Genomic DNA, 12,363 nt, shown 5'->3' on the forward strand with positions numbered 1-12,363 from the left:
CAAACGGCTCTCCAACATATTGATACTTAAACTCCTCTTGGGGTGGTGCGCCACAGGCGCACCCCCTGAACGGTTACCTCAAATTCAGAAGCCCTTTACTTTCCTTAATTGCCATCTCCCAGATACTTGCTATACTGACCAGTTTATGATTATCTTCGTCCTCAATTAGAATCCGTGCAATGGCACTAACTTTAGAATTGCCTGCAAAAAACCAAATTAAGGTATGAGTATCTAACAGCAGTCTCATGACATATAATCCTCAAAATCTTCTAACGGCTCATCAAAATTATCAGATATGGTAATCACCTCGCGATCGCAGCCAAACAGCGGCTCACGGCGCTTTTTAGGAGGCATCACCGATGATTTTCTATTGGTTGTGCGATCGCCCTCTAGAAATTCTCCTATTTTTTTCCATTCCTCTCTGTCTTCATCTGACAAAGACGCTAAAAACTCTTTCATCCTTTTCAGCTTCTCCTCATGGTTGACAGGCGAAACTTCCTGGACTTCAATCAGAACTTCGGAGCCGTCAGGAATGTTAAAATCTTCTGACAGTTGGATGTTTTTACCTTGTTTTATGCCTTTAACTTGGATAGGTGCAGATTTCATCGCTTGCCTGATATAAATTGCATACATCAGGTCAGACCAAGTAAAGTCTTCAGGCAATTTATCGATTAAGCTGCGGACTTCTTCTTTAAGATTGATGGTTTCCATCGGTTTTAGTAAAGAGATTTTGTATTTTAATTCTACACGACTTACGCACTCCGACCAAAGAAACCGGGTTTTTATCGAATTTGCGGGCTGCAAAAAAATATTTCGTAAAAAACCCGGTTTCTGCCCCCCGACGGATTCAATACGGAGTGACTAAAATAGTCACCGTCTTTTTCTGCGGCTCGAATTTCATTTCATCAACTACAAATTGCCGATCTTTTGCAACTGCCAAAATTGCCCGCAATTGCCCCCCATTCACAACAGGCGACCTCAATTTTACCTCAGCTTGACCTTTGACAGCATCTATCAGACGAAAATCGCCGATCGGAATACCGTTCCATTTCGCTTGAATCCTTGTCGCTGTGGCAATTTCCCCCCTAATAAACTGCCCCCCATTAGTTCGATAAACCACCGCATTGTTGGGAAACACTATTTTATCAATTTGACTCAAGGGGAGCGATCGCTTTTCCCTCGATCCCTGTATCCATAATTTTTGCCCTTTCTCATCAATCTCTACAACTCTACCATCTCTTTTTTCGCCTCCTTTCATCACAATTTCCGCTTGCGTCGGCAACGCCACGGGTATGGGCTGGCTGGCGTTAGCCTGTGCTTGTACGGATGGCAAATTGCGTTTCTGGATTTCCTGACTGGTGGCATTAACTCGTCCAGCCATACTCGCCGTTACTGTAAAAAGTGCTACAACTAGAAAAGAAAGTGTTCTGCGTTTCATACTTCCTTAAACTCCTTTCAAGGGTAAGCGTTAACCCGCTACCATTATAAACCCATACTTCAGTCCCTTGAGGGTAAATCCGTGCTGCCAACTCCAGAATCTACCCCCGAATCGAATATTTTAGGCAACTTGGCCAGTGTTTTTGGCTTGCTTGGTGCTGCCCTGTTTTTCACGGGCTGGATTTATCGCTGGTCTTATTTTTCCTTCTTTCAGCTAGAGGTAACGACTCTCGATTTACCCGTCGAATCGTTTTTTATGGTGCCGCTTCAGGTGTTTTTCGCGGGCGGAAAAAGCATATTCAACAGTGCGATCGCCCTTTTGCTGACAGCCCTGGCGATTTACCTCACTTTGTGGCTGGTTAATAGTATAAACAAGACCGTTGCTGCTAAAATTAATGGCACAATTACACGGTGGCTTTCCTATCCTTACGGCAGAAAATTCAGGTGGCTTTACCGCATCCTGAACTCTTGGCAACAATTTAATGTCAATAGATATAACTCGATCAAATTATTGCGATCGCTCGTTGACGAAATTATCATCGTCGGTTGGGTATTGCTAGTGTTGTTTTGGTCAGCATACCACCAAGGTATTGCCGATGCCCGACGCGATGCCGGGGAAAATTCGTCTTTACCCGCCGTTGCCTTAATCGCCAAGCAAGACAACATTGCTTTAGGCAGAAAACTCGACGATCCAACACTCCGACTAGACCCTAAAGGATTTAAGGCTATCGGCGATGCAGGTCTATTTGCTGATTTGAGCAAAAGAGATTATACTGATATCAATAATCCCAAAGAACCTAGAGTTTGGCGGTTGCTTTTGGAGAGAGGGAACTGGATTTATCTGTTTCCGGCTTTAACAAAAGAACAGCAAACAGACCCTAAAGCTCGCCCGCCAGTGATTGCCATTCAACAAACTCAATCCGGTGATCAATTGTTAATTGTAAGTCCCGAACCTTCTCAACCTTCTAAATAAAGTCGGGGCTGGTTGATTGGATGCCAAAATAGTCTCGATGCTAATCGTTAGACAGTTCAATTAACTTATAGGGTGCGTCAGACATTGATTATTTCGATTTCAACAGGTTTTTATAGTCCGGGGAACCTTACGCATTTCCTAAGCAACTCCATAGCCAGTATATGGACGCTTGTAAGGTGGATGCAACCCTAAAATAATATCCTCTTTGGGTACTCCCATCTCGACTAATTCTTGCCCAAGATCGGCTTCTGTCATATTACGTTGAATCCAGATTTTACCATCCTTGATATCTAAGTGAATGAAACAGTTATAAATCCGCTTGTATCCCTCCCAACCAACGTCTAAAATTTGGTAATGATCTTGTTCTGTATCGAACACAAGCTGACATTCAACATCCAATTCTGAATTTTGCTCTGGTGTGGCATGAGTGGTTAGCAACTGGCGGATAAATTGGCGGTACTCTTCTATTCTTTCCATTCGATGATTACCTCCTGCATCGGTTCGTAGACGATTAACTTCACTTGATACTGTCTGACAGCTTCCTGAGTGAATCGTTCTTGAAAAAATGATTCAAATATATCGAGAGGAATTGCCAGATATAGAGTTCTGTCTGGTTCGGTCATTTGCAATCCTAAGCGGTAGTTCAAAAACTGTCCTAACGCTGAATGAAAGTCTGTCACCGCTGATGGATTCAAAAAACTTTTGATTTCAACAGCAATCTTTTGTCCAGCTTTTTCAGCGGCAAAGACTTTCTCTGCTGCTAAATCGACCTCAAACTTCACCTGATCTATCTTGAGGATCAGCGGATCTGCCGTAATTACCCACTTCTCCTTCAAGAGAGCTTGTTTAACAGCATCATGGAATCGGTCTTTGGCAGCCATCGCTTTTTTACAGTATCTAGGTACTATGATAGCAGCGAGCATTCTTCAATATCCCGCTTAAATATTCTCTTCACTCTTGGGTCCCACTCTGCTGGGACGAGAGTTTGTGTAGTTTGACTTCTTACTCGCATTCCAGGGGCGCTTCGCCACATACGAGTAAGAGGTCAAAAGCGATTTCAATTGCTGAGGGATTACAATTGTCACCGTCATTTGTGTTTATTGATTAGGTGCGATCGCACACAACTTCAAACACACCCCCTGGAATAAACCGACACAAAGCCCTCCGCCGATCGTCCGCATCTTGGCGATTGACAAAACGCGCGATCGTATAGTGCTCAGCATTCGGTAAAATGCGGACGATCGCCCAAGAATTGATCTCGCCCCCCTTTGACTTTTCAGGTGTTTTCCCTCGCGAATTTGAGTTGAGTTCGATCGCGGGGCGATCGGCGATCGTCGGAGAATTTGCTTTTCTGAGAGTGTTGAGGTAGCGGGCGATCGTACTTCCTTTGAGATTCGCCCCGACGCGCAGAATCAGAAACACCGCAAAGCTTTCGATCTCTGGCCCAGTCATGCGCGCGCGATCGGCCTCAAAATCCTCATCAGAGTAGCTGCGGATACCCGACAGCAGTTGCGTGATGCCAAAATCATTCAAAGCTTGTTGATAGCCGCGGTTATATTCGCTGCCGTCGCTCACAGGCTTTACCATAGTAATAGTCTCCTTTTATGTGGATTGTCTCCTTGTATTTGGGGAACCATCAGCCAGCGCGGGCCGTAGGAAGTTCAGCGCTGGCTTTTGACTCTCTAAGAATATAGCGCATAATGCAGCACATTGCAACAGTTTGCTGCATATTAGACAAAATTGTATAAAATACTCGACAATGACGATCGGCTTAAATAAGAAACAATTACCCTCTAATGGCTAAACGCATATCAACTTCCATAGCAGAAGGAATTTATGACCTACTTCAAGAGTGGGCAAATGAGGAACGCCGTTCAATCAGCGGCTTGTCAGCATTCATTTTGGAACAAGCTGTCAGAGAACGTCAAAAACAAATGCAAAAACAGTCCCCACCATCCGATGAGAAACAAGATAAAAGTTGAGTGGACGCATCCAAGCCAAAGAAAGCGGGTTTTTTGCGGTTTTTGCCGGCCGTAACGCGTCTTTCCGTAAAAAAAACCCGGTTTCTGACCACCCCTGCGTCCAGAACTATATGAAATTTATCGGCATAGACTTAGGTTGGAGTTCAGCAGCAAGCGGTTTGTGCTGTTTGAATTGGCAAAATAACCAATTAGAATTAACAGAGTGCGATCGCCCCCCACTGACAAGACTAAAGCATTTCGACATAAAGCCAGAGGTTTGAAACATACATTTTCGCCCCTCTGCCTACCCCTCTACATCTCTCGCCCAAAAATTACATCACCCGTTTCCTGCTGGTATACGGACAGTGAAAATAGACCCTTTTCCCTCTTCGCTTTCTACCAAAATTTCCCCGCCCATCATCTGACAGTAGTAGCGGCTAAGTGTCAGCCCCAATCCCGCGCCATCGTACGGTCGCGTTGATGAACAGTCAGCTTGTACAAAAGCTTCAAACAATTTGTGCTGTTGTTCTTCCGACATTCCAATTCCGCTATCTTTAACAGATAAACAAATCCAATCCGACTCTTGAACATTCAGCAGGGGACAAGCGATCGCCGCAGAATGAGTTTCATCGGCAGCCATTGAATCGTCAATCGCCGATCGCCCTGCTGTATTCAATTTGCCACTGCCTTCAATGCGCCTGACACTCAGTTTCACTCTGCCGTTTTTGGTGAACTTCGCAGCATTACTCAGCAGGTGCATCAAAACCTGCCGGACTTTTTTGAAATCTGCGTGCATTATGCCCACAGTTCGATCGCACTCAATCTCCAAAACATTGCCATTTTTCTCTACTAACGGTTTCGCGGCACTCGCAACATTGTCAACCAGGGATTCGATGTCAAACTCCTGGATTTCGAGTTTCATACCCCCCGCTTCAATTTTTGACAAATCAAGGATATCGTTAATCAAAGATAGCAGGTGCGTGCCGGCTTTCTGAATCTTGTGCAAGTCGGGTACAAACTCATCAAATCCCGCATCCTGGGCATCTTCTGAAAGTAGTTGACTGTAGCCGATAATCGCATTTAAAGGCGTCCGCAATTCGTGGCTCATATTTGCTAAAAACTGGCTTTTAGCAGTGTTAGCGGTGACGGCGGCTTCCTTAGCTTGTTTCAATTCTTTTGTATGTTCCGAAACCCGCTCGATTAGGTGATTGAGAGAGACAGCCAGAGAGCCTATTTCGCCTTGTGCCGTGACGGGGGCTCGCAAGTCAAAATTAGACTCAGCGGCTACTTGTTCGGCCACCTTAGTGACGCTGATCACAGGTTTGGCGATCGCCCGACTCGTCCGGTAAGCCACCATTCCAGCCACCACTACCGACAGCAGCATACTAATAATAATTATGGCTTTTTCCATTCCTTGGGCGTCTTCCATCACTTCACCACCTTGGCCTTCTTGCTGCTGGGCAATATCGAGGATTTTGCTCAATTCCTCAAGGCTGTTGTTGAGCTGTTTTACACCTTCTCCACTTTCGATGGCGAGCAATTTTCTGGCAGACTCTATCTCCCGAGGCGATAGTTGCGATTGCTGGATTGTCTGCAAGGTTGACTGGAGAGTATCGGCGTATGCTTCTAATTTTTTTGTGCAATCTTGCAGCAAAAACTTGAGAACTTCCGGTTTTGCTGCCAGCCAAGCGGGCTGGCTGTCTACAAACTTTTCTATACGCAACCGCAGATTTTTCGCCTTAACAATACTCTTAACCAACTGCTCTTCTTGCTGTTTTAGCTTGGTTGAATTATCTACAAAAGAATCTAGCTGTGAACCCTGCAATTGGGCCGCCAGCGCTGCATCTTTAAAATTGCCGAGCAATTGCGCTTGTAGATGAGCATCATTGAATTGCTTTAATCCTTGTCCTTGGTAGTAATCGGCAATCACCAGTCCGCTCAGCGAGCCAAGAAAGCCGATTCCTATTGCCAGCAAATACCCGTAGCCAATTTTTTGATGGATAGGCAAACCGCCAATTTTAGATGGCAAACTTTTGCTAACTTTTAAGGATAATGTTTCTACAAAATCATGGTTGGCTTTTTTTTTCTTCACGGTCTCTATAGAAGCCACTTCTCCGGAAATAAAAACTGGCATCTGTTTACCTAAATTGGTATTTTTTTGGTTAACCTTTCGCGTTTTCACGTTTTTTTTCGGCGGGTTAAATGGTTCTAACTCTGGATTCAATTCCCCCTGGTCTTCCCAAACGGCAACCGAGAAACTTGCTTCATGTCCTGTTTTTTTTAGCAAGTTAATTTTTGACATATGCAACCCCTGTATTCTGTTAAAATCTATCACGATCTTAAGTTCTCCAAACGGAAAATCTTGTCTATTTGACGGTAGACATCTGCGAAAAAGCATCTGAAACTCTGGTCGAGTCAGAGGAGAAACTTAAATTCGGTTGATGTCTAAGAGATAATTAGGCTGTTGAGGACTGTTGCCAAATTACTTTTTCGACTCGTAAAAGTCTGCAGCAGGCAAAAAAAAATAAAACTTTATCCCCGCAGTGAATTATCCCTGCGTGGAATGTTACAGGCAGAAAATTCTCTCAGACCTGTTTTGCCTGTGAGTAGCCCAAAGCTGATATTGTCTGTTGACAATGCACCCGATTCCTTCGCTTTGGACTTTGGCTGCCAGCAATGCGACGATTGCTTAACGGTTTTTGTTGAGCATCCGACAACTTCCTAGCACAGAATGTCACAAATGCAGCAGCCGATCGAACTTTTGCACCCTGGCGATCGACTTTTGGCATCGTTGCCCCGCAAAGACAAGTCTGAGGTGAAGTGTCGTTAGTTGAGTATAACTGTAGGGCTTGCGAAAAGAAACCCGCTTTCTGCAGGTCAACTGTTGGCGATTGCGAGTTCTGGAGTTGCGGTAGTCAATTCGATCGCCAGTGCTAGCTTACCGTCTCTACCCAAAGCTTCATCGGCCAAGTGTACCATCCAGCGATTCGGCTTGGCTTGGGGTCTGGCGGCAAGCACAACCGCCCAAGCTTCCCGTTCCTTGCCGCGACCCAACAGCGCAGCACAAACAATCAAAGCTGTGGCAGTTGAACGGCTGATCCCACTTTGGCAGCAGATCAGCAAACTGCCTCTCTGCGACGAAATTTTGAGGGCGAAGTCAATAATTTTCAGTACATCCTCAAGGCTAGGCAAGATTTGATCGGGGTCGTCAACGGGGGTGTCGAGGTCGTTAAACTCCAGACACATTCGGTTCGGGATTTGATGAAAAGTTTTGGGTTCGGGCACACCCGGACTGCCGATCGATATCAGGTATTTGATCTGGCGCCCCACAGCGCGATCGACAATGTATTCGCTGGCTTCTACTTGCGAAGCAATCAGGATTTTCGGCAATTTTTCACCCGACAAATCTGCAGAGACTGAGGGATCAAAATCAACTGTTTCTGCCTCAGTGTTGACATCCGCCAAGTATTGGACAGCCAGCGCCCGAACGTCAGCAAATTCGCGATTTAAAGCTGTTTCCAGAGCAACAATAGCAGCCGTTGAGCCCATTTGACCGAGGGATTTAACAGCCTTTTGGCGCACTCCAGAATTTTCGTCCCCCAGCAACCGCACCAAACCTGCCACAGCTTCCTCTGTCCCAATTTCCCCCAAAGCAGCAGCAACTCTCCACCGCACATAAGATTCGGTGTCGCCAATTGCGCTCGCCAGTCCCGCGACCACCATTTTGGGCAATTTAGCATCTCCCTCTGTATTGATGTTCCCCAGGGCAACCGCCGCCCTGCCACGCACGAAAATATCTCGATCCGAGAGCGACCCGATTACGGCCACCATAGCCACCTCGCTGCTGATTTCCCCCAAGGCAGAAACTGCACTGCCGCGCACGTCTGAGTCCTCATGGTTGAGGGCTTGCACCAGCCCGGCTACAGCCGTTTCCGTGCCAATTTGTCCCAAGGCCTCGGCGGCCCTCAAAGAAACTGCATAGGAGTCGGGATCGTCGTGAAGCAATTCTACTAAGCCGGGTACTGCCTCACAATCGCCGATTTTCCCCAAAGCCGCCGCGGCCCTAGCCCGGACGATGTGATTTTCGTCTCTGAGGGCATTCAGCAGCCCGGGAACTACCTCAGAGACGGCGATTTTCCCGCAGTTGACGGCAGCCCGCCAGCGCACCTCCGAATCTTGGTGTTTGAGGGCTTTGAGCAGCGCGGGGACGGCTGTTTTCGGGTTAATTTTGCCCAAGGCCCAAACAGCCCAGGCGCGCACCCTCGACTCTGGGTGTTTGATGGCTTTGAGCAGTGCTACGGCGGCTAATTTCGAGTCAATTTCTCCTAAAGCCCAAGCGGCCCAAGCTTGGATTTGGGAATCTTTGGATTCGAGCGATCGGGCTAATTCAATTACTGCTGCTTCGGAGCCTATTTTCCCGATCGCTCGAATCCCATCCAGGCGCACTGCACTTTCTTTGTGGTTCAATGCGGCCACCAGCATCGGAATTGCCATATCTGAACTTGTGAGGGCCAGCAGTTGAATTTTGAGCAGCGGCGAAGTGGGGATTTTGTCGATTAATTTTATTGTGGCTATTTGAAATTCTGGCTTTACCGTTCCTGCTAGCTTCGAGCCGAGTTTTAAATTTACTTTTAGAGCTAATTTTACTGCCCGCAACGCCAGACTTTGCTGTTCTACTTGCGGCAATATAGTCGCCAAGGTTCGCATCCCTTGTTTTTGTTTCAAATATTTTTGATGGAATTGAGCATCGCTGAGCTGGGGTAGCTGTTCGATGAGGCTTGCTGCTGAGGTCACTGATTTATCCTAATATTTTGGCGAGCGGTTGAGATTGCTCTTTTAAACTGTCTTTAAAAAATATGGTGTCTACAAAACGCTACTTCTAAAAAAAAGCTTGCACCCACTTCTAAAATATGTCTTATTCCACTATTTTTGCAACTCCCCAATTATTAATTATTGGGTTTGTTGGGGCAATCACCTTGACAATTAGTAGCGCTTGCTGCTTCGCATTGCTGGGTTTTGAGATAGCCTAACTCTGCTATATCATTTTATCCTCACATCTTGCACCATTGTCAGCAACAGGCAAGATAGCTGTTCCACAAGAAAACTCACCCTTTGTGGAATAGGCATCTTGCCTGTTAATCAAAGCTTATGGAGAATGGTGCCACATCTTATTTTATACCAACTTGGTTTGGAATAGCGATCGGCGCAGTTGACCGCAGCCAACCGAAAACAGATTGATGGCGGGACAATCTCTCAACGAGCATAGGGCCCTTTTTTCAAAACCTTAGCCAAAGCGTTATCGTTATCTCGCAAACCTTCGTAAAAAAACATCACTTCTCCTTGAATGCCGCAAGAGCGGTTGTAAGCAATTACTTGCAACAACAGTTCGGGAGTTATGCTATATTTGCTGCCTCGATTCGTCAACAAAATACCGGGCGACACGCACTTTACTTGCTGCCCGCTAAGCTGTCCCGACATCATTTTATCGACCAATTGTTTGTAAGCATTAAAATCGCGGCGATAAAACTGCGGGTGAAGCAGATCCACCAAATTTTTGTCAACCCAAGCTTTAGAATCTTGCAAATATTCCACCAGCCCCCAGTCATAAGGACTCGGCGACATCGATAGCAACAAATCAGGATTAATCGCTTTCACTTCTCGGTATAAACGAGCCACAAAGCCAGTAATAATATCAGCGCGCCACTGCACCCAATGTTGTTCTTTACAATCCGATGGTGCGGCTCTCCCGCATTCTTCTCGATAGCGTTTAACCGTTTTTTCGTCGTAACCGCCTTCTACGGGAAACGCAATGCGATCGTCTCCTTGAACGCCGTTTACCGGATAATTCTTAGCAACTTCCAGCATCAACCCCAGCACAAAGTCTTGCACTTCCGGGTCAAGAGAATTCATCCAGTCAAAGTTATTTTTCTTAAGTAAATTGCCGCTGGCATCACGGGCAATCCACTCAGGTTTTTTCGCCAGCAAATGACCGCCCTTGCGATTGTAAGAACTCACAAATCCGTATTCAAAACAAGGAATCACTTTTAAACCAACTCTCTTGGCTTCAACACATATTTCCGCTAAAGGGTCGCGACCTTGATAGCGCGAGTCAATTTCCACCCCAAAGTTTTCTCGCATTATCTGAGAAGGATAAGCCGTATAACCCTGGCTCCAAATTATAGGAAAAACGGTATTAAATCCCGTATCGGCGAGAAAGTCCATTGCCTCAGCAGTTCGCTCTTTTGATGTTAGAACTTTGGAGTCAGTGGTGGTTATCCAAACGCCGCGAATTCCACCAGGATTGTTAGTTGCAAACGAACTGGGCAGCGTTGCTGGATTTGGTGCAGAAAATCCAGTCGTCGCCAACCGCTGTTGGAGGGAAGAGGCAAAACTGCGAATTGCTGATTGGAAAGGTGTGAAAAAGCGCATTTATTTAGTCTTTTTTTCTTTGAAGGTGGGCACTGAACCCGCTACGTTATTATTGATTGGTAGCACCCGGTATTATTTATGGATAAGATGCGCCGAAGAACACCCGATATTATTTATGAATAAGGTGCGGAGTACGCACCCTACATTCATTGATAGCACCCGATATTATTTATGGATAAGGGGCGCAGTACACGCCCCAAAATTGTACTATCCAGCAACAGCAGACAACTGCTGGCTCAAAGCTGCTTTCAAAAGTTCCGCCTTATCAGTTTCCTCCCAAGGCAAATCTAAATCAGTGCGTCCGAAGTGACCGTAAGCCGCCACATCTTGATAGAAACGGCCGCCTCTTTCAGCAGGCAAATTCTGCAAGTTAAATGCCTGAATGATTCCCGCAGGACGCAGTTCAAAATGCTGCTTCACAACTTCCAAAAGGCGATCGTCATCAACTTTTCCAGTGCCAAAAGTTTCGATCATCATGCTAACCGGCCGCGCAACGCCGATCGCATAACTCAACTGCACTTCGCACTTTTCGGCCAAACCAGCAGCTACGATATTTTTAGCAACGTAGCGACAAGCATAAGCCGCGCTGCGGTCTACCTTGGTGGGGTCTTTCCCAGAAAAAGCGCCGCCGCCGTGGCGGGAATAGCCACCGTAGGTATCCACAATAATTTTGCGGCCCGTCAAACCCGAATCTCCTTGAGGCCCGCCGACCACAAATTTGCCGGTAGGGTTGACAAGGAAGCGAGTTTCTGCATCCGGCTTCACGCTAATATCGGCAAACACAGGTTGGACGATAGCAGTCCAAAGGTCTTCTTTGATCTTGGCTTGAACTGCGGCTGTGTCTGTGATGTCGCCGATCGTTTCGGTGTGCTGCGTAGAAATTAAAATCGTATCTATGCCAACGGGTTTGCCGTCCTCATAGATGACTGTAACTTGGCTTTTGCCGTCGGGACGCAGGTAAGATAACTGACCGGTTTTGCGGACTGCGGCCAGTTGACGGCAAATCCGGTGCGCTAAACTGATCGGCAGAGGCATCATTTCCGGCGTTTCGTTGCAAGCAAAGCCGAACATCAAACCTTGGTCGCCGGCTCCAATGGCGTCTAATTCCTCTTCACTCGATTGTTCCCGGCTTTCGTGGGCTGTGTTCACCCCTTGAGCAATATCGGGAGACTGAGAATCCAGAGCCACCAACACTGAGCAACTATTGGCTGAAAAACCGTTGTCAGCGTGAATGTAGCCAATATCGGCTATTTTTTTCCGGGCTAATTCTATGTAATTTACCTGAGCTTTAGTGGTAATTTCGCCCGTCAGCAGCATTAAGCCGGTGTTGACGACAACTTCGGCTGCGACGCGGCTTTTGGGGTCTTCAGTCAGTAAGGCATCTAAAATCGTATCTGAAATTTGATCGCAGATTTTATCAGGATGGCCTTCAGTGACCGATTCAGAGGTAAACAGGTAGCGACGTGACAATGATTATTTCTCCTTTGATGGGGGCTCTTCCTGCGCGACATTGACGACCGACGAGTTATTTTTCCGGTAGCCAAGAATGAGCGCGTCTGGGCT

General features: G+C 46.5%; 12 protein-coding genes. 2 read left to right on the plus strand and 10 right to left on the minus strand.

From position 1 onward, the window contains the following. Positions 1–243 precede the first annotated feature (243 nt). Positions 244–711, minus strand: a complete 468-nt coding sequence (locus QUA90_RS24915) for a hypothetical protein (RefSeq protein ID WP_333448209.1) — start codon at positions 709–711, stop codon at positions 244–246. 136 nt (positions 712–847) lie between these two features. Further along, positions 848–1,438: a hypothetical protein gene (locus QUA90_RS24920; protein WP_333448210.1), complete on the minus strand. Its 591-nt coding sequence runs from the start codon at positions 1,436–1,438 to the stop codon at positions 848–850. An 81-nt stretch (positions 1,439–1,519) separates the two neighbouring features. Here QUA90_RS24920 and QUA90_RS24925 point away from each other — a divergent pair, with 81 nt between their 5' ends. Beyond that, positions 1,520–2,410, plus strand: a complete 891-nt coding sequence (locus QUA90_RS24925) for a hypothetical protein (RefSeq protein WP_333448211.1) — start codon at positions 1,520–1,522, stop codon at positions 2,408–2,410. 138 nt (positions 2,411–2,548) lie between these two features. Here the strand turns inward: QUA90_RS24925 and QUA90_RS24930 are convergent, their stop codons facing one another. The 3 genes from QUA90_RS24930 to QUA90_RS24940 all read right to left on the minus strand — a co-directional run bounded on the left by QUA90_RS24930 (position 2,549) and on the right by QUA90_RS24940 (position 3,997). Further along, entirely contained in the window at positions 2,549–2,887 is a 339-nt protein-coding gene (locus tag QUA90_RS24930) for a XisI protein (RefSeq protein WP_333448212.1), read from the minus strand. Further along, positions 2,875–3,291 carry a XisH family protein gene (locus QUA90_RS24935; RefSeq protein WP_333213187.1) on the minus strand — a complete coding sequence of 139 codons (417 nt, stop codon included), beginning with the start codon at positions 3,289–3,291 and terminating at the stop codon, positions 2,875–2,877. Before QUA90_RS24935 ends, QUA90_RS24930 begins: the two co-directional genes overlap by 13 nt. Positions 3,292–3,514: 223 nt before the next feature. Next, a complete protein-coding gene (locus QUA90_RS24940) occupies positions 3,515–3,997 on the minus strand; it encodes a hypothetical protein (protein WP_333448213.1) in 483 nt (160 codons plus the stop codon). Positions 3,998–4,206: 209 nt separating this feature from the next. Here QUA90_RS24940 and QUA90_RS24945 point away from each other — a divergent pair, with 209 nt between their 5' ends. Next, a complete protein-coding gene (locus QUA90_RS24945) occupies positions 4,207–4,392 on the plus strand; it encodes a ribbon-helix-helix domain-containing protein (protein WP_333330572.1) in 186 nt (61 codons plus the stop codon). Between the two features lie 316 nt (positions 4,393–4,708). On the opposite strand, the gene QUA90_RS24950 is transcribed toward QUA90_RS24945, so the two are convergent. The 5 genes from QUA90_RS24950 to metK form a co-directional block, all read right to left on the minus strand. Beyond that, a complete protein-coding gene (locus tag QUA90_RS24950) occupies positions 4,709–6,673 on the minus strand; it encodes an ATP-binding protein (RefSeq protein WP_333448214.1) in 1,965 nt (654 codons plus the stop codon). A 283-nt stretch (positions 6,674–6,956) separates the two neighbouring features. Next, a complete protein-coding gene (locus QUA90_RS24955) occupies positions 6,957–7,160 on the minus strand; it encodes a hypothetical protein (protein WP_333385758.1) in 204 nt (67 codons plus the stop codon). 88 nt (positions 7,161–7,248) lie between these two features. Further along, positions 7,249–9,165, minus strand: coding sequence for a HEAT repeat domain-containing protein (locus tag QUA90_RS24960; RefSeq protein ID WP_333385756.1), 1,917 nt, complete (start codon positions 9,163–9,165; stop codon positions 7,249–7,251). Between the two features lie 459 nt (positions 9,166–9,624). Beyond that, positions 9,625–10,800, minus strand: a complete 1,176-nt coding sequence (locus tag QUA90_RS24965; RefSeq protein WP_333385753.1) for a family 10 glycosylhydrolase — start codon at positions 10,798–10,800, stop codon at positions 9,625–9,627. A gap of 207 nt (positions 10,801–11,007) precedes the next feature. Then, the gene (gene metK / locus QUA90_RS24970) at positions 11,008–12,270 is read right to left on the minus strand and encodes a methionine adenosyltransferase (protein WP_333330769.1); all 1,263 of its coding nucleotides are present in this window, start codon (positions 12,268–12,270) and stop codon (positions 11,008–11,010) included. Positions 12,271–12,363 lie beyond the last annotated feature (93 nt).

This window comes from Microcoleus sp. D3_18_C4 (genome assembly GCF_036702355.1).
Lineage (GTDB): Bacteria > Cyanobacteriota > Cyanobacteriia > Cyanobacteriales > Microcoleaceae > Microcoleus.

What these genes read in the sequence shown, in the direction of transcription:
- QUA90_RS24915 (WP_333448209.1), bottom strand. Translation starts at nt 711, where the DNA reads ATGGAAACCATCAATCTTAAAGAAGAAGTCCGCAGCTTAATCGATAAA.
- QUA90_RS24920 (WP_333448210.1), bottom strand. Translation starts at nt 1,438, where the DNA reads ATGAAACGCAGAACACTTTCTTTTCTAGTTGTAGCACTTTTTACAGTA.
- QUA90_RS24930 (WP_333448212.1), bottom strand. Translation starts at nt 2,887, where the DNA reads ATGGAAAGAATAGAAGAGTACCGCCAATTTATCCGCCAGTTGCTAACC.
- QUA90_RS24935 (WP_333213187.1), bottom strand. Translation starts at nt 3,291, where the DNA reads ATGGCTGCCAAAGACCGATTCCATGATGCTGTTAAACAAGCTCTCTTG.
- QUA90_RS24940 (WP_333448213.1), bottom strand. Translation starts at nt 3,997, where the DNA reads ATGGTAAAGCCTGTGAGCGACGGCAGCGAATATAACCGCGGCTATCAA.
- QUA90_RS24945 (WP_333330572.1), top strand. Translation starts at nt 4,207, where the DNA reads ATGGCTAAACGCATATCAACTTCCATAGCAGAAGGAATTTATGACCTA.
- QUA90_RS24950 (WP_333448214.1), bottom strand. Translation starts at nt 6,673, where the DNA reads ATGTCAAAAATTAACTTGCTAAAAAAAACAGGACATGAAGCAAGTTTC.
- QUA90_RS24955 (WP_333385758.1), bottom strand. Translation starts at nt 7,160, where the DNA reads ATGCCAAAAGTCGATCGCCAGGGTGCAAAAGTTCGATCGGCTGCTGCA.
- QUA90_RS24965 (WP_333385753.1), bottom strand. Translation starts at nt 10,800, where the DNA reads ATGCGCTTTTTCACACCTTTCCAATCAGCAATTCGCAGTTTTGCCTCT.